This is a genomic window from Hoeflea ulvae (assembly GCF_026619435.1).
In the GTDB taxonomy this organism is placed as follows: domain Bacteria; phylum Pseudomonadota; class Alphaproteobacteria; order Rhizobiales; family Rhizobiaceae; genus Hoeflea; species Hoeflea ulvae.
Map to the genome: position 1 here is coordinate 1,402,170 of NZ_JAOVZQ010000001.1, position 19,813 is coordinate 1,421,982.

Annotated in this window: 19 protein-coding genes and 1 pseudogene; 17 read left to right on the forward strand and 3 right to left on the reverse strand. The window is 62.2% G+C overall.

What is annotated here, in order from left to right; all coding sequences use genetic code 11:
- The first annotated feature begins 42 nt into the window (after positions 1-42).
- Both OEG82_RS06550 and OEG82_RS06555 read left to right on the forward strand, forming a co-directional pair.
- Complete coding sequence (locus OEG82_RS06550) at positions 43-354, forward strand: Dabb family protein (RefSeq protein ID WP_267611631.1); 312 nt, start codon at positions 43-45, stop codon at positions 352-354.
- On the forward strand, positions 351-1,634 hold the full coding sequence (locus tag OEG82_RS06555; protein ID WP_267611632.1) for a glycerate kinase type-2 family protein: 1,284 nt from the start codon (positions 351-353) through the stop codon (positions 1,632-1,634). Before OEG82_RS06550 ends, OEG82_RS06555 begins: the two co-directional genes overlap by 4 nt.
- A 60-nt stretch (positions 1,635-1,694) precedes the next feature.
- Here OEG82_RS06555 and OEG82_RS06560 read toward each other — a convergent pair whose 3' ends face one another.
- The 3 genes and pseudogenes from OEG82_RS06560 to OEG82_RS06570 form a co-directional block, all read right to left on the reverse strand.
- Complete coding sequence (locus OEG82_RS06560) at positions 1,695-3,074, reverse strand: aspartate aminotransferase family protein (protein ID WP_267611633.1); 1,380 nt, start codon at positions 3,072-3,074, stop codon at positions 1,695-1,697.
- 33 nt (positions 3,075-3,107) lie between these two features.
- Positions 3,108-4,603, reverse strand: a pseudogene (locus OEG82_RS06565) (NAD-dependent succinate-semialdehyde dehydrogenase).
- Between the two features lie 120 nt (positions 4,604-4,723).
- A complete protein-coding gene (locus OEG82_RS06570) occupies positions 4,724-5,206 on the reverse strand; it encodes an Lrp/AsnC family transcriptional regulator (RefSeq protein WP_267611634.1) in 483 nt (160 codons plus the stop codon).
- Between the two features lie 105 nt (positions 5,207-5,311).
- On the opposite strand from OEG82_RS06570, the gene ehuR reads away from it, so the two are divergent.
- The 15 genes from ehuR to OEG82_RS06645 all read left to right on the forward strand — a co-directional run bounded on the left by ehuR (position 5,312) and on the right by OEG82_RS06645 (position 19,785).
- Positions 5,312-6,697: a MocR-like ectoine utilization transcription factor EhuR gene (gene ehuR / locus OEG82_RS06575; protein WP_267611635.1), complete on the forward strand. Its 1,386-nt coding sequence runs from the start codon at positions 5,312-5,314 to the stop codon at positions 6,695-6,697.
- Positions 6,698-6,907: 210 nt separating this feature from the next.
- Complete coding sequence (gene eutB / locus OEG82_RS06580) at positions 6,908-7,921, forward strand: hydroxyectoine utilization dehydratase EutB (RefSeq protein WP_267611636.1); 1,014 nt, start codon at positions 6,908-6,910, stop codon at positions 7,919-7,921.
- A complete protein-coding gene (gene eutC / locus OEG82_RS06585) occupies positions 7,909-8,901 on the forward strand; it encodes an ectoine utilization protein EutC (RefSeq protein WP_267611637.1) in 993 nt (330 codons plus the stop codon). Before eutB ends, eutC begins: the two co-directional genes overlap by 13 nt.
- A 32-nt stretch (positions 8,902-8,933) precedes the next feature.
- Positions 8,934-10,127, forward strand: a complete 1,194-nt coding sequence (doeA, locus tag OEG82_RS06590; RefSeq protein ID WP_267611638.1) for an ectoine hydrolase DoeA — start codon at positions 8,934-8,936, stop codon at positions 10,125-10,127.
- A gap of 4 nt (positions 10,128-10,131) precedes the next feature.
- Positions 10,132-11,145, forward strand: a complete 1,014-nt coding sequence (gene doeB, locus OEG82_RS06595) for a N(2)-acetyl-L-2,4-diaminobutanoate deacetylase DoeB (RefSeq protein ID WP_267611639.1) — start codon at positions 10,132-10,134, stop codon at positions 11,143-11,145.
- 338 nt (positions 11,146-11,483) lie between these two features.
- A complete protein-coding gene (locus OEG82_RS06600; RefSeq protein WP_267611640.1) occupies positions 11,484-11,627 on the forward strand; it encodes a hypothetical protein in 144 nt (47 codons plus the stop codon).
- A 70-nt stretch (positions 11,628-11,697) separates the two neighbouring features.
- The gene (locus tag OEG82_RS06605) at positions 11,698-12,555 is read left to right on the forward strand and encodes an AraC family transcriptional regulator (RefSeq protein WP_267611641.1); all 858 of its coding nucleotides are present in this window, start codon (positions 11,698-11,700) and stop codon (positions 12,553-12,555) included.
- 81 nt (positions 12,556-12,636) lie between these two features.
- Entirely contained in the window at positions 12,637-13,080 is a 444-nt protein-coding gene (locus OEG82_RS06610) for an SRPBCC family protein (RefSeq protein ID WP_267611642.1), read from the forward strand.
- 23 nt (positions 13,081-13,103) lie between these two features.
- On the forward strand, positions 13,104-13,904 hold the full coding sequence (locus tag OEG82_RS06615) for an FAD binding domain-containing protein (RefSeq protein WP_267611643.1): 801 nt from the start codon (positions 13,104-13,106) through the stop codon (positions 13,902-13,904).
- A gap of 61 nt (positions 13,905-13,965) precedes the next feature.
- Positions 13,966-14,448, forward strand: a complete 483-nt coding sequence (locus tag OEG82_RS06620) for a (2Fe-2S)-binding protein (protein ID WP_267611644.1) — start codon at positions 13,966-13,968, stop codon at positions 14,446-14,448.
- A gap of 11 nt (positions 14,449-14,459) precedes the next feature.
- Entirely contained in the window at positions 14,460-15,827 is a 1,368-nt protein-coding gene (locus OEG82_RS06625; protein ID WP_267611645.1) for a xanthine dehydrogenase family protein molybdopterin-binding subunit, read from the forward strand.
- 1 nt (position 15,828) lies between these two features.
- Positions 15,829-16,851: a xanthine dehydrogenase family protein molybdopterin-binding subunit gene (locus OEG82_RS06630; RefSeq protein WP_267611646.1), complete on the forward strand. Its 1,023-nt coding sequence runs from the start codon at positions 15,829-15,831 to the stop codon at positions 16,849-16,851.
- A 2-nt stretch (positions 16,852-16,853) separates the two neighbouring features.
- Positions 16,854-17,732 carry an AAA family ATPase gene (locus tag OEG82_RS06635; RefSeq protein ID WP_267611647.1) on the forward strand — a complete coding sequence of 293 codons (879 nt, stop codon included), beginning with the start codon at positions 16,854-16,856 and terminating at the stop codon, positions 17,730-17,732.
- Positions 17,729-18,898, forward strand: coding sequence for a vWA domain-containing protein (locus OEG82_RS06640; RefSeq protein WP_267611648.1), 1,170 nt, complete (start codon positions 17,729-17,731; stop codon positions 18,896-18,898). The genes OEG82_RS06635 and OEG82_RS06640 overlap by 4 nt, the downstream gene beginning before the upstream one ends.
- Positions 18,895-19,785, forward strand: a complete 891-nt coding sequence (locus tag OEG82_RS06645; RefSeq protein ID WP_267611649.1) for an amidohydrolase family protein — start codon at positions 18,895-18,897, stop codon at positions 19,783-19,785. The genes OEG82_RS06640 and OEG82_RS06645 overlap by 4 nt, the downstream gene beginning before the upstream one ends.
- The last annotated feature ends 28 nt before the right edge of the window (positions 19,786-19,813 follow it).

Consider the following 19,813-nt stretch of genomic DNA (forward strand, 5'->3'; position numbering starts at 1 on the left):
CCGCGACGACAGGTTGAATGCCCCGCCGGGAAAGGCCCGATCATGATCCGCCACTTCGTTCATTTGCGGTTTGCAAGAGACACGTCCGAGGCCGACAGGCAGGCGCTGTATAATGATCTCGCCGGCCTCTCCGGCCACATTGACGGGATCCTGGATTTCCAGCATCGCACCAATATAAGTGTCGAAGCTCCGCTTGTGCGCGGCTTTGACGACATGTTCTGGTTTGACTTTGCTGACATTAACGTCAGAAATGCCTATCTCGAAGACAGTGTTCATCAAGCCATTGGCGCCCGGATCGTGGCGAAGCTCGACGGCGGTGCGGATGGCGTATTTGTGTGTGATATTGACCTGTGACTGATCCAAGAAAGCAAGAATTTCTCGCCGGCCTGTTCGAGGCCGCGGTTCTGCGCGCCGACCCGAAACGCGCGCTGATGGATGCGCTGCCGCAAAAGCCCAAGGGCCGGACCGTTGTGGTCGGCGCCGGCAAGGGGGCCGCGCAGCTGGCTGCCGCCTTTGAAGAGCTCTGGGATGGCCCGCTGAGCGGCACGGTGGTGACCCGGTATGGTTACGCCACGCCCTGCAGGACCATCAAGGTGCTGGAAGCCAGCCACCCGGTGCCCGACAGCGCCGGGCTGGCGGCAACGGAGGCACTGTTTGATACGGTTTCCGGACTGACCGCCGATGATCTGGTGGTGGCTCTTGTTTGCGGTGGCGGCTCGGCACTGCTGCCGGCCCCGCCGGAAGGTCTGACGCTCGCCGATGAGCAGGAGCTCAACCAGGTGCTGCTTGCTTCCGGCGCTCCGATCGGGGTGATGAACGCAATCAGAAAGCACGCCAGCCGCATCAAGGGCGGCAGGCTTGCCGCCGCGGCCTGGCCGGCGAAAGTGGTGTCGCTTGTGGTGTCCGATGTGCCCGGTGATGAGGCCTGCCAGGTCGCGTCCGGCCCGACCATTCCCGATGCGCTGACCTTGAGCGAAGTCCAGGCGATGATTTCCGCCCGCGCCATTGCGCTGCCCGAAAAGATCCGCGCCCATCTGGCCAGCGGCAGGGATTTGCCGCCGCGCCCGGATGATGCGGTGTTTGCAAACAACGAGGTCCGCGTCATCGCGTCGGCGCGATTGTCGCTCGAGGCCGCTGCCGAACTGGCCAGGCGTGCGGGCGTGGATGCGGTGATCCTGTCGGATGCGGTGGAAGGCGAGGCGCGCGATGTCGGGCTGGTTCATGCCGCCATCGCCCGGGAAGTGGCAAGCCGTGACCGGCCTTTCGTCAAGCCGGTGGTGATGCTTTCGGGTGGCGAAACCACCGTCACCTTGCGCGGCAAAGGACGGGGCGGACGCAACACCGAGTTTCTGCTGTCACTTGCTGCCGCCATTGACGGCGTCGAGGACATATCGGCCCTTGCCGCCGACACCGATGGCATTGATGGATCCGAAGACAATGCCGGGGCTTTTGCCGACGGCTCGACATCCGGACGGCTGCGCGCTCAAGGCCTGGATCCGCTCGCCAGCCTGGCTTCCAATGATGCCTGGGGCGCTTTCGACGCCATCGGCGATCTGTTCGTCACCGGCCCGACCGGGACCAATGTCAATGATTTTCGGGCCATTCTGGTCGGCGACCTGCCGGATCAGGGATAAGACGCGTGCGGCTGCCCGCACGCGTTCTGCTCTGGTCTCCATCGCCTGCTCGTGCGGCATCTACAGGTTGGCAAAGACCTCGTCGATCGCTTCCGCCGCCGCCTTCACGACGATGTCGGCTTCTTCCCGTGTCAGGCAGAGCGGCGGCGCGAAGCCGAGAATATCACCCTGCGGCATGGCCCGGCCGATGACATTGCGTTCTGCCAGGGCTGCAGCAACCTGCGGTCCGATCTTTTTGGCCGGATCGAAGAATTTGCGGTCATCGCGGTCCTCGACGAATTCGACTGCCGCGATCATGCCGTCGCCGCGGACATCGCCGACATGCTTGTGGCCGCCGACAGCCTTGGCCAGCTCGGAGCGGAAATAGGCGCCGGTGGAGCCCGCATTCTCGACAAGCCCGAGCTCGTCGATCAGGTCCAAATTGGCGACACCGGCGGCCACGCAGATCGGATGCGCCGAATAGGTCCAGCCGTGGCCGATGGAGCCAAGCTTGTCGGAGCCCTGGACCAGAACTTCCCACACCTTGTCGCCAACAATGACGCCAGACAGCGGTGCATAGGCCGAGGTCAGGCCCTTGGCGATGGTGATCAGGTCCGGCTTCATGCCGTAATGGTCGGAGCCGAACATGGTGCCGAGACGGCCGAAGCCGGTGACCACTTCGTCGGCGACGAGCAGGATGTCGTATCTATCGAGCACAGTCTGGATCTTGGCCCAGTAGCCGGCCGGTGGCGGCACAATGCCGCCGGTACCCAGGATCGGCTCGCCGATGAAGGCTGCGACGGTGTCGGGACCTTCTTCGAGGATCATCTCCTCCAGCTTGTCGGCGCAATGCTGCGAGAACTGCTCCTCGGTCTGGCTGCGGTCTTCGCGGCGGAAGAAATAGGGTGCTTCGGTGTGCAGGATCGGCGCGCGCGGCAGGTCGAAGGCGGTGTGGAACAGGTCCAGCCCGGTCAGCGAACCGGTCATGACGCCCGAGCCGTGATATCCGCGCCAGCGCGAGATGATCTTCTTCTTCTCCGGCCGGCCGAGCACATTGTTGTAGTACCAGATCAGCTTGATGTTGGTCTCGTTGGCGTCCGAGCCCGAGAGGCCGTAATAGACCCGGCTCATGTTTTCGGGCGCACGGTCGATGATCATCTTGGACAGCGTGATCGAGGCCTCGGTGCCGTGGCCGACATAGGCGTGGTAATAGGCGAGATTCTTGGCCTGCTCGGCGATCGCATCGGCAATCTTCTGGCGGCCATAGCCGACATTGACGCAGTAAAGTCCGGCAAAGGCATCAAGGCTGGTCTTGCCGGTGGAATCGGTGATGTAGACACCTTCGCCGCCGGTGATGAGCCGGGTCGGGCTTTCGCCGCGGGCATGAGTGCCCATATGGGTCGACGGGTGGAAGAAGTGGTCCCGGTCCCAGGCGTTGAGTTCGTTGCTTTGGTCGAGCATGGTCATTCCTTTTCGTGAAGTCTGGCAGCTGGTTCAGGCAGCCGTGTCGATGCAGAGATATTTGAGTTCGGTGAAGGCTTCCATGCCGTGGCGGGAGCCCTCGCGGCCGAGGCCGGATTGCTTCCAGCCACCGAAGGGGATGGGGCGCCGGTGATCTTGACCCGGTTGACCGCCACCATACCGTATTCGAGCGTGCGCGAAAGCCGCAGCTGGCGCGTGCCGTTTTCCGTGACGAGATAGGCCACCAGGCCGTAGTCGCTGTCATTGGCGCGGGCGACCACCTCGTCCTCGCTGTCAAATGCGGTCACGGCGGCGACGGGACCAAAGGTCTCCTCGCGCATGATCAGGGCGGTGTCGGGAACATCGGTCAGCAAGGTTGGCTGGAAAAACAGCGGTCCGGCCCTGTGGCGGGCGCCGCCCTGGGTGAGCCTGGCACCCTGCGCGACGGCGTCACTGATCTGTGCTTCGAGTTTTGCGGCCGCGCGCTCATGCATCAGCGGGCCGATGTCGGTTCCGTCCTCAAGCCCGGGCCCGGTCTTGAGCTCCGCGATCCGCTGCGCGAAGGCTTTGCAGAATTTCGCGTAGATCGGGCGCTGGACATAGATCCGGTTGGCGGCCAGGCAATCCTGTCCCGACGTGGCGAATTTTGCATGGACGGCAATGTCGACGGCCTTGGCGATCTCGGCATCGGCAAAGACAATGAGCGGCGCATGCCCGCCCAGTTCCATCACCAGCCGCTTCATCGTCGGCGCGCATTTGGCGGCGATCAGTTTTCCGATGCCGGTCGAACCGGTGAAGCTCATCGCCCGCACTCGCGCGTCGTCACACATGCGGCCGACAATGGTGGCGGCATCGCCGGTGACGACATTGAAGACGCCGGCGGGAAAGCCTGCCCGTTCGCCAAGTTCGGCCAGCGCCAGGGCGGACAGCGGAGTGTCCGAGGACGGATGCACGACAGTCGTGCAGCCTGCGGCAAGCGCTCCGGCGGCCTTGCGGGTGATCATCGCCAGCGGAAAGTTCCACGGCGTGACGATGCCGACGACCCCCAGGGCTTCGCGCCGGACGATCATCTCGGCATCGGGCAGATGGCTGGTCACGGACTCGGCGTTGAGGCGTTTGCCCTCTTCGGCATACCATTCGATGAAGGATGCAGCGTAGTCGATCTCGCCGCGGGCTTCGGCCAACGGCTTGCCCTGTTCCAGCGTCATGATCAGCGCCAGGTCTTCCCTGGCCGCAAGAATGAGCTCATGCCATTTGCGCAGAACCGATGCCCGCTGTTGCGGCAGCAGGCCTGCCCAGGGCATGAATGCGCGTTGGGCGGCGGTTATCGCCTGCGATGTCTCGTCAGTGCCCAGCGTGGCGACCCAGGCAAGCGTGGCGCCGGTGGCCGGATCGCTGACTTCAAAACCCTTGCCTTCATTGCCGGCCATCCAGCGGCCATCGACATAGGCAAGCTGACGCAGCAAGTGCCGGTCGGAGAGGCGGCCGAGCGCATCATGGAATTCGGCGCGGGCAAAAACAGCATTCATGTCCGGATCTCCTCTTGGGTGCTCGCAACAAAATGTCACGAAGCCTGCGAGAGATTGTCTGTTCCATGGGTGCAGGAGAGAGAGACGGTCCGAATTGACCGGGTCATGCAGAGACTTTGTCTATTGCGGCTCCGGTATCAGCGTCTTGAGCGACAGCACTGTTTCGTCCTTCACCGTCTTGGTGATGATATAGGTGAAATAGCGGTCGATGCCGAGTTCGCGGTCCAGCAGGCTGTCAACCAGGCGCTGATAGGCGTCGATGTCGGATGCCATGATCTTCAGTATATAGTCCACCCCGCCGCCGACCGACCAGCAGGCGGTGATTTCGTCGGTCGCGGCGACCGCGCGTTCGAAACGTTCGAAATCGGCCTGACGGTGATTGGTAAGCGTCACCTCCATCAGGACACTGGCCACGGGAGCCAGGCGGCGGACGTCAATATGGGCATGATAGCCGGCGATGATGCCGGCCTTTTCCAGCTTGCGCAGCCGCATCCAGCAGGGTGTCGGCGACAGGCCTGCCTTTTCCGCAAGCGCCAGCTTGGTGATGCGTCCGTCCGCTTGCACGGCTGTCAGAATGCGCAGGTCGATGGCGTCGAGTTTCATCAAATTGCGCTCCGGCGCGATTCAAACCATGTCGGATATCGAAAAAACAACAATGCTGGGACAGATAGCTGTTGTCAATTGATATGATATTTTGCAATATAAATCATGACAATATGGCGCCCCGATCCCTCACTGCTCCGGCGTCCGGCCTATCTCTCGCTGGCGGAGCAATTCACCCGGGCGATCCAGGGCGGCGTGCTGGCCAATGGCGCCCGGTTGCCGACGCATCGGCGATTAGCCGATGACCTTGGTCTTTCGGTACAGACCGTCAGCCGCGCCTATGAGGAATTGATCCGCCGCGGCCTTATCGCCGGAGAAGTCGGGCGTGGCAGTTTCGTGCAAACCCAGTCGGGGGAGCCGGGCTCGCCCTATCTGCCGGAGCGGCTGGGTGAACTGATCGACCTGTCGATCCTCAAGCCGGTCTGCGACCAGATCCATCTCGACCGGATGCGCGAAGCCTTTGCCTGGCTGGGCGAGAATCTGCCGTCGAGCTCGGCCTTGTCGTTCCGCCCCAACATGGTTTTTCCGCGCCATCGCCAGGTCGCCGCCGAATGGCTGGCCCAGTGCGGGCTCGACGTGTCTCCGCTCAACATATGCATCACCAATGGCGCAACGCCGGCCATGACCGTGGCGATGATGAGCGTGGCCCAGCCCGGCGCCACCATCGCCGCTGAAGCCATCAGCCATCACACGCTCAAGCCGCTCTCGACCTCTCTCGGACTGCATCTCAAGGGCGTGGCCATCGATCATGACGGCATGATCCCCGAAGCGCTAGACGAGATCTGCCGCAACAGCAGCATTCGTGCGGTGTTCCTGCAGCCTTCGGTCATCAATCCTATTGCGACACAGATGAGCCGGGAGCGCCGTGTCGCTCTGGCCGAAATTGCCGAACGGCACGACATCGCCATCATCGAGAACGATGTTCTCGGGCCGCTTATCCAGGCAAGCGTGCCGCCGATGGCCGCCATTGCGCCGGACCGTACGCTCTACATCACGAGCTTCACCAAGATCACGGTCCCCGGCGTCAGGATCGGTTATCTGGCGGCACCGGATCGCTATGTCTCAGCAGTGACCAACCGGCACCTGGTTTCCAACTGGATGGCGACGCCGGCGATCGCCGAGATTGCCACCCGCTGGGTGGGCGACGGGACCGCAGGCGAGCTCGTTGACTGGCAGCGCAAGGCGCTGGTGGTGCGGCATGCCATTGCCGGGGAAAAGCTTGCCGGGCTGGATTGCCGGGCGCATCCGCAAAGCCTGCATGTCTGGCTGCATCTGCCGGCGGGCCACACCGAAGAGGGTTTCGTGTCCCAGGCGCGGCTGCGCGGGGTGGCCATCGCGCCTGGCTCCTCCTTCCGTATCGCCGATCTCGGCTGGCGTCCGGCTGTGCGGATTTCGCTTGGGTCAACCACAGAGCAAGAGCTCGGCATCGGTCTTGATGTCATCGCATCCATGGCGATCGGAGATCCGGAAGCGGCATTGCTTGTGATTTGATCATCATGGCCAGAATTTGGCCATTTCGACAATAATTGTACTGATATTATTATTCAGATTGACATGATTTGCAGTCGTCGTCATCGTCCTGTCATGCCGGTCTCTCTCACGGAGAAGCACGATGACAGTTCCGATCATCCTTGCGTCACGCTCGCCGTGTCTCGACAGCCGGCCGCGTGACAGGCGGATCGGTCTGCCGGAGACCAACGGATGACCGGATCTCTCCCCGTGACAATCAGCGACATCGAGGCCGCGGCGCGTCGAATCTCCGGGCGCATACTGCGCACACCGTTCGTCAATTCGGCCTCGCTGAGCAAACTGTGCGGTGTACCGGTCGGCCTCAAGCTCGAGCATCATCAGACAACAGGCGCCTTCAAACTGCGCGGCGCCACCAATGCGGTCCTGATGCTGACACCGGAAGAACGCGCGCGCGGCGTGGTTGCCGCCTCGACCGGCAATCACGGCCGGGCGCTCGCCCATGCCGCCAAGGCGGAAGGCTCGGTCGCCACCATCTGCATGTCGCGACTGGTGCCGCAGAACAAGATCGACGAGATCCGCAATCTGGGCGCCCATGTCCGCATAGTCGGCAAGTCACAGGACGAGGCCCAGCAGGACGTCGACCGGCTGGTCCGGGAAGACGGGCTGGTCATGGTGCCGCCCTTCGATCACCCGGCCGTGACCGCCGGCCAGGGCACGCTGGGGCTAGAAATTCTTGAGGACATGCCCGAGGTCGCAACCGTGCTGGTGCCGGTGTCCGGCGGCGGGCTGGCGGCCGGTGTGGCCGCAGCAATCAAGGCGCGAAAGCCGCAAACCCGGATCATCGGCATCACCATGGAGCGCGGTGCTGCGATGAAAGCCAGCCTCGACGCCGGGGCTCCGGTGATGGTTGAGGAGTGTCCAAGCCTGGCGGATTCGCTCGGCGGCGGCATCGGGCTCGATAACCAGGTGACCTTTGCCATCTGCCGCGATCTGCTCGATGACATCATTCTGCTGAACGAAGACGAAATCGCTGCCGGCATGCGCCATGCCTATGCCGAAGAACGCGAGATCATCGAAGGCGCAGGCGCGGTCGGGATCGCGGCATTGCTCGCCGGAAAGGTCAAGAAAATCGATGGGTCTGTGGCGATCATCCTGTCCGGGCGCAATGTCGACATGGCGGTGCACCGGCGGGTGATCAACGGGCAAAACGATCCGTGGACGGAGGCGGCACCATGGCCTGGATGAAAATACTCACCGAGAGGGATCTCAAATCACTCGTGTCTCTCGACGCAGACGCGGTCGCTTGCGTGGAGAATGCGTTTCATGCGCTGGCCACCAAGGCCGTGGTGATGCCGCCGATCCTGCGCCTCGATATTCCCGAATACCGGGGAGAGGTCGATGTGAAAGCCGCCTATGTGCCCGGCATCGAAGGCTTTGCCATCAAGATCAGCCCGGGCTTTTTCGACAATCCGAAGATCGGCTTGCCCAGCACCAGCGGCATGATGGTTTTGCTGTCGAGCCGCACCGGCCAGGTTCAGGCGCTGCTGCTCGACAATGGCTATCTCACCGATCTGCGCACCGCTGCGGCCGGAGCGGTGGCGGCAAAGCACCTGTCGCGTCCGGACTCCGCCATCGCCGCGATTTTCGGTGCAGGCATACAGGCGCGGCTGCAGCTCAAGGCCCTGATGCTGGTGCGGCCAATCCGCGAGGCCCGGATCTGGGCGCGCGATGACGCCAAGGCAAAGGCGCTGGCGGGTGAATTAACCGCAGAGCTTGGCATTCCGGTCACGGCTTTTGCCGATCCAAAGGCTGCCATCGCCGGCGCCGACATCATCGTGACGACGACGCCATCCGCCACGCCGATCCTGAAGGCCGACTGGCTCGCGCCGGGCCAGCACATTACGGCAATGGGCTCGGATGCCGAACACAAGAACGAACTCGAACCAGCGCTGATCGCCAATGCCGGGCTCTATATTGCCGACAGCCTGAACCAGACCCGTCGGTTGGGTGAACTCCATCACGCGATTACGGTCGGGCTGGTCGGGTCAGCTACTGAATTTGCCGAGCTTGGACAGCTGGTCGCGGGGCAAAAGCCCGGCCGCAGCGATGCCGGACAGGTCACCGTCGCGGATCTGACCGGGACCGGCATCCAGGATACCGCGATTGCCTCGCTCGCCCATGACCGCGCCCGGGCCGCCGGGGCGGGAGCCGTCTTCGAAAGCTGACCCCGGCAAACACATGCGCATGAGGAACCGTAATGACACATTCCAACCTCAAGTTTTCACTGGCTGAATACGGCGCGCGGCTAGCCAAAACCCGCCGGGCGATGGAAGCCAAGGGGATTGATCTGCTGATCGTCAGCGATCCCTCCAACATGAACTGGCTCACCAGCTATGACGGCTGGTCGTTCTATGTGCACCAGGCGGTGATCGTACCGCCCACGGGGGAGCCGGTCTGGTTCGGCCGCGGCCAGGATGGCAATGGCGCCAGGCTGACCGCCTATCTCGATGACGGCAACATCATCGGCTATCCGGATCACTATGTTCAATCGACCGAGCGGCACCCGATGGATTATCTGTCGGGCATTCTGGCCGACAAGGGCTTTGGCAAGCTCACCATCGGCGTCGAGATGGACAATTACTGGTTCTCGGCCGCAGCCTTCGCTTCGCTGGTCAGGCATCTGCCCAACGCCCGCTTTGTCGACGCCACCGCGCTGGTCAACTGGCAGCGCGCGGTCAAGAGCGAGACCGAGATCAAATATATGCGCAATGCGGCCCGCATCGTCGAGGCCATGCATGCGCGTATCTTCGACAGGATCGAAGTCGGCATGCGCAAATGCGATCTGGTGGCGGAAATCTATGATGCCGGCATTCGCGGCGTCGATGGTCCCGACGGGCGCATCGGCGGCGATTATCCGGCGATCGTGCCCCTGCTGCCCTCGGGCGTCGAGGCATCCGCGCCGCACCTCACCTGGAATGACCAGCCGCTGCGAAAGGGCGAGGGGACCTTTTTCGAGATCGCCGGCTGCTACAACCGCTATCATGTTCCGCTGTCGCGCACGGTGTTCCTCGGCAAGCCAACGGTTGCCTTTCTCGATGCCGAAAAGGCAACCGCCGAGGGCATGGACGAGGGGCTTGCCATGGCCAGGCCGGGCAACACCTGCGAGGACATCGCCAATGCGTTTTTTGCGGTGTTGAAGAGGCATGGCATCGTCAAGGACAACCGCACCGGCTACCCGATCGGCCTGTCCTACCCGCCGGACTGGGGCGAGCGCACCATGAGCCTGCGCCCGGGAGACAGGACCGTGCTCGAACCCGGCATGACCTTCCATTTCATGACCGGTCTGTGGCTCGAGGACATGGGCTTCGAGATCACGGAAAGCATTCTCATCACCGAAACCGGCGTCGAGTGCCTTGCCAATGTGCCGCGCAAGCTTGTCGTGAAGGATTAAGCCCATGGACCTGTTGCCGACCCTGCGCCCGTCGCCCGTATCGCCGACCGTCAACCTGCTGGAGGAGGGCGTGCAGCACGGGTTCCTCAGGCTGCCCTACAGCCGGGATGATTCCGCCTGGGGCGCGGTGATGGTGCCGCTGACGGTGATCAAGAACGGCGCGGGGCCGACGGCGCTGCTCACCGGCGGCAATCACGGCGATGAGTATGAAGGGCCGATCGCGCTGTTTGACCTCGCGCGCACGCTCAAGGCGGAGAATGTCAGCGGCCGCGTGATCATCATTCCCGCGATGAATTATCCGGCTTTCGTGGCGGGCACGCGCACCTCGCCGATCGACAGCGGCAACATGAACCGCTGCTTTCCCGGCCGGCCGGACGGGACGGTCACCGAAAAGATCGCCGATTTCTTCCAGCGTGCTCTATTGCCCAATGCCGATATTGTTCTGGACTTTCATTCCGGCGGCAAAACCCTCGACTTCCTGCCGTTCTGTGCCGCCCACATCCTTGCGGACAAGATCCAGGAAGCAAAATCCTTCGAACTCGTCGAGGCCTTCGGCGCGCCGTTCTCGATGAAGATGCTGGAGATCGATGCCGTCGGAATGTACGACACCGCAGCCGAGGAAATGGGCAAGACCTTCATCACCACGGAGATCGGCGGCGCCGGAACAGCGACGGCCGCCAGCGTGAAGATCGCCAAGCGCGGTGTGTCCAATGTGTTGAAGGCCGCCGGAATTCTGGCTGGCCCGGTCGAGCCCCAGCCGACACAATGGCTCGACATGCCCGATGGCGATTGCTTCGCTATTGCCGAGGAGGGCGGTTTGATCGAGTTGCTCGTCAATCTCGGCGATCCCGTAACCAAAGGCGCGGCGATTGCCCGGATCTATCCGGTGTCGCGAACCGGTGCGGCGCCACGGGAAATTCATGCCAGGATGAGCGGAATCCTGACGGCGCGGCATGTGCCGGGACTGGTGAAGCCCGGAGACTGTGTCGGCGTGATTGCCGTTGCCGTTGCCGTCTAGGCCGGGCCGCCACGTCTCTGCGTGAGCATGGCGATGCTCAGCGGCCCCAGCGAGGCCTGCATCACTGACCAGCGAGCCTTCGAAACTGTGCGTTGTTGTCATTTTGTGAGTGAACAGGGCGTGAAACTTTACGGAACAAAATTGAGTATAAAATATAGAGTCGAGAACATCTGAAATATGGAGTGTCTATTCGGACAGAATAAGGCGGAGGTATTTCGTTTTTATTTGACAGATACTGAAATCGGACAGCGGGAGTATCCTTGTCGATTGATCTCCGGATTGTACCATTTCGAACAAAACCTTGCTGCGCAGTCGCGCCAAACGGCCGTGGACAATGCATGACGGCGCTACTTGTGCTGTTCATTGCAAGTTTCCCAAAGCCGGAACGCCATGGCCGGGAGCCCGGTTTGCCGCCGTTTGGCTTCGCGAAACTGCCGCTGAAAGCGAAGTCCACCAAAGCGCAAGAATCAGCGACCGCTTGACGGAAGCCTTCGTGCAGACCAAGATTTCAACCAGAAGCGCAGGAGGATGCTGCTTCGGGAGGAATAGCCAATGTCATCGATCAAGCTCTTTCGGGGCGAGTTCGGGCATGTTTCCGTGCTCACCGTTTCCAGCGATCTGGTCACCCATGCTCATACCGAGGCGCACATCATCATCTGGCTGGAGGGCGCCTCGGGTGCGATGATGATCGGCGATGAGGCGGTCACCCTCGGTCCGGGGATCGCGGCCGCCGTCAATTCCTTCGAGCCGCACAGCCACTCCATGTCCAGTGAAGATCAAGCCGGCCTGTTTCTGGCGTTTTATATCGATCCGGACTGGGCCAGGCGCCGCTATGACCTGCCGCCGGGCGCAGCCTTGTTTGCCCGGCCGACAATCCCGATGGATCTCTGGCTCTACCGTGCCGCAGTGCAGATTTTCGAGCTGCTTCATGATGATGCCAATATGGATGAAATCGTCGATTATGAAATCGAGCGCCTGATCGACAGCCTACTCGATGTGGCGCGCCCTCAATCATTGCGGCGGGGCTCGCTGCGCTCTCGATCCGGTTTGCTGGATTACCGGGTCCGGAAGGCAATCGAACTGATGAAGCTCAATATCTGCGAGCGGATCTGTGTTGACGAACTGGCGCGCAATGTCGGCCTGTCGCGGGCGCATTTCTTTTCCCTGTTCAAGGAACAGACCCGCCTGACCCCGAATGTCTATTGGAACACGCTGCGGATGGAGGAGGCGCGGCGCCAATTGCAGGGCTCGCAGGATTCGCTCATTTCCGTTGCCTGCAATCTCGGCTTCACGACGCAGGGCAATTTTTCCCGCTTTTTCCGGGATCATGTCGGTGTCCCGCCGATCCAGTATCGCAAGGCGGCAGCGGCCCGCATCGACTGTCCTTCCGTTTTTCCGACTGAGAGATAAACCGTCAAGACGCATTGATAAGCACCAGGAGTTTGACCGTCCTACACTTGGGACCTGTTGAACTCGTGAGGACTTATTTCAATGACGACTGTAACCATTTCCAGCATCATCGACGCGCCCGTAGAGAAAGTCTGGGCACGTATTCGCGATTTCAACGGATTGCCCAGCTGGCACCCGCGGATGGTTGAAAGCCACATTGAGGACGGCAAGTCCTCGACGGAAATCGGCTGTGTCCGCAATTTCACCTTGGCCAGCGGTCCCAAGCTGCGCGAACAGCTGACCGCCTTTTCCGACGATGAATTCCTGACCAGCTACTCCATTCTGGAAACACCGCAGCCGATCAGCAATCACAGCGCCACGCTGCAATTGCGCCGCGTCACCGATGGTGACCGCACCTATGCGGAATGGACCGCCACCTTCGATGCACCGGCGGAAAAAGCCGACGAGCTTGCCGCCGGCATGGGCGCCAATGTGTTCCAGGGCGGCTTCAATGCGCTGCAGGAGCACTTCACTTCAAAATCCTGATCAAGGTCTCAAGGAGTATCGCCATGTCGCTTGCTCTGACTACATTTCCATCGGCCAAGGAGGTCTCGGCCGCGCTGAAACAGGGAGGCGCCCGCTATCTCGGCGGCGGTACCCTGGTGGTGCGGGCGGTCAATGAGGGAGACATCGCCACCAGCGCCTATGTCCGGACCAACGATCCGGCCATGTCCGGCATCGATGTCTCGGATGGCCGGGTGCGCATCGGCGCTTCGGTGACGATGGCAGCAATCGCCCGCTGCGAAGACCTTGGAATGATCCGACCGGCCGCAAAGGCTGTCGGCGGGCCGGCCATTCGCAACATGGCAACTGTCGGCGGCAACCTGTTTGCCGCCGCCCCCTATGGCGATTTCGCCGTGGCGCTTCTGGCGCTCGATGCCACGGTCCACTGTGCCGGTGGCGACATGGATATCGACGGCTTTCTCGCTAGCCGCGATGATCTCACCGAACGCGGCATTGTCATCGCCGTGAGTTTCAAGATCCCGGAGGCAGGCAGCTTTCGGTTCCTGAAGGTCTCGCGGGTCAAGCCCAAGGGCGTGTCGGTTCTCAGTCTCGCTGCGGTGATTGACACGGGTGCCAATGGAAATGTCAGCGCAGCGCGGATTGCGCTGGGCTGCATGGCCGACCGGCCGATGCGGGCGGTCTCCGCCGAAAAGGCCTTGTCAGGGGCCAAGCTTACCAAAGACGGAATCACTGAAGCTGTCAGCGTCATCGGGTCGGGGACCGAACCGCTGACCGACGCGATCGCCAGCGCCTGGTACCGGAGCGAGGTTCTGCCGGTGCATTTCGGCAGGCTGTTACTCGACTGAGGAAAAGGACTGCAAAGAAGATTAGCCAGATGCTGGGAGGCAGAAGGCGGGAGGAGGATGGATGGCCAGAGTACCGGTTCAATTTAGGCTCAATGGTGAAGACCGGGCCGAATTCGTTGAAAGCGGCACCACGCTGCTTCACGCTTTGCGCGACACCATGGGTGATATCTCTCCCAAGGGTGGCTGCCATCAGGGCACCTGCGGCGCCTGCTCGGTGATCGTTGATGGCGAATTGCGGCTGAGTTGCCTGACCCTTGCCGAGAGCTGCGAAGGCGCAGCAATCGAGACAACGGCCGGCCTGGGGCGGGACGGCGTACTGTACCCGGTGCAACGCGCCATCCTCGACGGCTTTGCTACCCAATGCGGTTTCTGCACACCGGGCATGGTGATGGCCGCCAAGGCATTGCTCGACCACACGCCCAACCCCACCCGTGAAGATGTCATCGAAGCGATCTCCGGCAATATCTGCCGCTGCACCGGGTACGAGCCGATCATCAATGCGGTGCTCGCCGCCGCCCGCTCCAATTCGCAGAACGCAGGCTGAGGAGGCAGGCAATGGAACTTCGCAAGAGCTATTTCGCCGACGAACGCAAGGACGACCTCCACGAAATCGGTCAGTCCCGGCCCCGTTCCGATGCGCCCGGCCATGTCACCGGCAAGACAGTCTATTTCGCTGATCGGACTTTTCCGGACCTGCTGCATCTCAAGATGGTGCGCAGCCCGCATCATCACGCCAACATAAGATCGATCGACACTTCGGAAGCCGAAAAACACCCCGGCGTCATCCGGGTGCTTACGGCCAAGGATGTGCCGCACAATGTCTACACGATCCTGATCCTGATCCAGGTCGGTCCCGAGGACGAGACCGTTCTGGCCGACAAGAAGGTCAGCTGGAAAGGCGAGGCGGTCGTCGCGGTGGTTGCCACCAGCGAGCGCGCCGCTCAGGAAGCAGCCGCCAAGGTCAAGGTCGATTACGAGGTGTTGCCCGCCGTCTTCGACGTGCTCGAAGCACTGGAACCCGGCGCGGTGCAGGTCAATGAGCATCATCCGGGAAATTACTACCACTATGACAGCGGCGATCACCGCAAGGTGCGCTTTGGCGATATCGAGGCCGGTTTTGCCATGGCTGATCACATTCTCGAGGAGACCTATTCCTCCTCGCCGATCGAGCAGGCGCCGACCGAGACCACCGGCTGTATCGTTGCTCCTGAAGGCAATGACCGCTTCACCTGCTACACCAACACGCAGGCCATGTTCTTCACACTCGACAATGCCTCGATCATTTTGCAGATGCCGGGCCACAAGCTGCACATGGTCGGCGGCACTGTCGGCGGCGGCTTTGGCGGCAAGGTCGATGTCATCGTCGAGCCGATCGCCATCCTGGCGGCCAAGCTGACCGGGCGGCCGGTGTCCTTCATCTACAGCCGCGAGGAGGAAATGCAGATCTCCTCGCCCCGCGCCGCCGAGAAGATCATCATCCGCGACGGGGTCATGGATGACGGGCGCCTCGTTGCCCGGCAGGTCACCGGCTACACCGATGCCGGCGCCTATTCGCGCCACTCGCCCTATGGTGCGCAAAAAGGGGCGGCGCATTACCCCGGCCCCTACACGGTGCCCAATGTCTGGATCGACACCTATTGCGTCTACACCAACCGCACGCCATCGAGCGCCATGCGCGGCTTTGGCGTCACCATCGCCGATTTTGCGCTCGAGGTTCAGATGGACAAGCTGGCGCGGCTGATCGGCATGGATCCGCTCGAATTCCGCTTCATCAATGCCTATCGCGACGGCGACATGAAGGCCCATCGCCAGCCGACCGAAGGCGCGGCATTGATCGAATGCATGCAGGAAGCTGCGCGGGTTTCGAACTGGCCGGTGGCGCAGAAATATCTCGACATGTCCTCGCGGACCAGGGAGGCTTGAAATGGCTATGAAACAGGGCCGCGGCGTGGCGGCAATCAACTATCCCACAGGCATGAACCTCGGCGGTGATCCCAGCCAGGCGCTGGTGCACTCGACCCCGACCGGCAATTTCATGGTGTCGCTGTCGAGTGTCGATCTCGGCCAGGGTCTCAAACAGGTCATGTCGCAGATCTGCGCCGAAACCATCGGCGTTCCCACCGAATGCGTCATCATCGACACCGCCGATACCGACACCGGGCCCCATTGCATGGGCACATTCGCCTCTCGCGGCACCCACCGCATCGGCAATGCGGTGCTGCAGGCTGCCCAGGAGGCGCGCCAGGTGATGCTTGAAGTGGCGGCCGAGGAACTGGAGGTCAATGCGTCCGACCTCGAGACCGATGGCGAAGGCAATATTCACGTCAAGGGCGCGCCGCAGAAGTCGATTTCCATCTTCGACACAGCTCTGGCTGCGCATTTCAAGCAGGGCCGGTCGATCTCCGGCCGTGGCATGTTTTTGGTGCAGCGCTCTTTTCCCGACACCGAGACCGGCGCAATGAAGCCCGCCACCTGCTACGCCCATGCCTGTGTTGTGGCCGATGTCGAGGTTGACGACGAGACCGGCGAAGTCACCGTGCAATCGGTGAAGAATGTCTATGAGGTCGGCCGGGCGCTGAACCCGAAAATGGTCGAGCAGCAACTGGTCGGCGGCTCCTGGATGGGCATCAGCCACGCGCTTTACGAGACCACGGAGCCCTATTATCCCAACCGCGATCATGGCGGCACCGATTTCAATCAGTACCTGATGCCCGGGCCCGGCGATCTGGCAGAGACCGAAACCTATGTGCTGGAACGCCCGTCATCGGACGGACCCTATGGCGCCAAGGGGCCGGGAGAAATGTGCGCCAACCCGCAAATTCCGGCTGTGGCCAATGCCATTTTCGATGCCGTCGGGGTTCGCATCGACACCATGCCGATCACTCCGGAGCGGATCCTGCGCGCGCTGAAGGCGAAAGCCGCTACGGGCGAAAGCCGGACCCAGTGACGATGGCCCACGGCGTTGACGCGATGGCAATTTCGCCGGACGCGGTGATGTCCCGCCTGGCCGGGTTGCACTATCTGGCCGATGACAGCCTGGCGACGGCGATCTTCCTGGCCATCCGGCTGGGCAAGCCCTTGCTGCTCGAAGGCGCACCGGGCGTCGGCAAAACGGAAGCCGCAAAGGCGGTTGCCGAGGCGCTGGACCGCGATCTGGTGCGGCTGCAATGCTATGAAGGCATCGATGCCGCGCATGCATTGTATGAATGGAACTACCAGCGGCAATTGCTGGCCATCCGCCAGTCAGGCGACGCGGAGATTGACATCTATGGCGACCGGTTTCTGATTGCCCGTCCTCTGTTGCAGGTGCTGCAGGCCCCGGAACAGCGGGTGTTGCTTGTCGACGAGATCGACCGCTCCGACCATGAATTTGAAGCCCTGCTGCTCGAGTTCCTGTCCGATTTCCAGATCTCCATCCCCGAGCGCGGCACCATCTGTGCTACTGCCCGGCCGTTGGTGGTCCTGACCTCCAACCGCAACCGCGAACTGGCCGAGGCGCTGCGCCGCCGCTGCGTCTATCACTGGATCGGCTATCCCGACGCCGAGCGCGAGGCGGCGATCATCATGGCGCGTGCCGGCGACGTGGCGCGGGAAACCGCCCGCGCAGTTGCCGATGCCGTGCGGGACATCCGCGCGCGGCCACTGGCCAAGCCTCCAGGCATCGCCGAGGCGATTGAATGGGCCAATGCCGCAACCATCCTGGAAAAGGGTGGCAGTCCCTGGCCGGAGGCGTTTCGCCGTGCGATCGGCGTCCTGATCAAGGACGAAGAGGACGTTCACCACATTGAGCCCGAGATGGGGCGCATCATTGAGGCTGCGATGTCATGAACAAGTTTCTGGTCTGCGATAGAGCATCGGTTCCGGGCGAATTGCCGCGCGGCTCTGCCCCCTTGTTCGGCTTTGCCCGGTTGTTGCGCCGTTTCGGCTTCGCCATAGCACCCGAGCAGGCAATCGCCTTCATGCAGGCGGTGACCCTGCTCGGGCCACGCTCGATGGATGATATCCGCCGCTCGGCAGTGGCCACATTTGCCCCGGCGCCGGAGCGGCGGGTCGAGTTCGATGCGCTGTTCGAGAGCTGGTTTCATGGCGAGGCAAGGGTCAGCATCGAGGGCGAGGGGCAGGACGAGGACGAGCCGCAGATCAAGGATGACAGCGATACCGCTGAGGAAGAGACCGGCCCGGTGCAAGAAGAAACCGGCGGCGAGCTGACTTCGGGGACGGAACAGCTCAGCATTCGCGCTTTCGCAAATGATGGTCTTCGTCTCGATACGCTCGAGCGCAAGCTTGGCTCGGCGCTTCCCTGGCGCCGGTCTTTTCGCACGGTCAGGACGGCGACCGGCAAGAATCTGGACATTCGCCGGTCGATGCGCAAGATCCTCTCGGCCGATGGCGATATCCCGTCTCCGCAATTGCGCCGCCGGCAGCAAGTGCCACGCAGGCTGTTGCTGCTGCTAGATGTCTCGGGGTCGATGAAGCTTCACACCGAAGACTATCTCAAGGTCGCCTATGCCGCAGTTCAGGGCACTGCCCGGGCCGAGGTGTTCTGCTTCGGAACCCGGCTAACCCGGTTGACATCAGCCTTGCGGATACGTAACCGCGACCAGGCGCTGGCGCAGGCGGCAGCCCTGGTCGAGGACTGGGACGGTGGAACCCGCATAGGCGGCACGCTGCTGGCGTTTTTGTCGGTGCCGCGGTTCTCGGCTTTCGCCAGGGGCGCGGTCGTGGTCATCTTGTCGGACGCGCTCGAGCGCGGTGAGCCGACCGAGATGGAAACCGCCTTTCGCCGCTTCGCCGCCTCCGCGCACCGATTGTCGCTGGCAACGCCGCTGGCGGGTGATCCGCGCTTCCGGCCCGAGACAGAAGCCCTGCGCGCCATTCTGCCGATGCTTGATGATCTGGTTGACGGCTCGTCGGTTGCCGGTTTGACAAAGTTTCTTCTGTCATTGGGGCGTGCCGCCCCTCATTTTCAAACCATGCCGGGGAGGGGCCATTGACCTCAGGAATTGTCGATTCGCATTTTCATATCTGGCGTCAGCGGGATTTGCCCTGGCTCGACGGCCCGATGGTGCCGCGCATTTTCGGCCCCTATGAGCCAATCCGCCGCGATTATCCGATCGAGGAATTTCTCACTGATCAAGAAGCATCCGGCGTCGACAAGGCGGTCTATGTCCAGACCAACTGGGCCAAGGAGCACTTTGAGGATGAAGTGGCCTGGGTGCAGGCAACCGCCGAGCGCACCGGCTGGCCGCATGCGATTGTCGGTTACGCCGACATGACGGTCGAGGATGTGCGGCCGCAACTGGACCGGCTGAGAAACTATCCTCTGTTGCGCGGCGTGCGCATGCAATTGCACTGGCACGAAACGCCGGAATACCGCTTTGCGTCATCGGTGAGACAGGTGCTCGATCCGAATGTGCGCGCCAATGTCGCCCGGCTGAAGGATTACGATCTCACCTTCGATCTGCAATTGTTCCCCGGCCAGATGGCCGATGGCGCGGAACTGGTGGCGGAAAATCCGGATACCCAGTTCATTCTCACCCATACCGGCATGCTGACCGGGATGGACCCGGCCACACAGGACGCCTGGCAGGCAGGGCTGCGCAAACTTGCGCCCTACGCCAATCTCAGCGCAAAACTGTCCGGGCTCGGCACTTTCCTGCATCGCAATGACCCAGCCATGATCGACTATGTTGTCACCAACGCGGTCGAAATCCTGGGCAGCGACCGGCTGATGTTCGGTTCGAATTTTCCGATCGAGAAGCTCTGGACCGATCACCTGACGATGGTGTCGTCCTACCGCGATGCGACGGCGAAATATGATGACGCAACCCGCGCAGCACTGTTTCGCGGCACCGCCACCCGGATCTATCGGCCGGTATGAGCGATGGAAATGGCGCGGAGAGATCGAG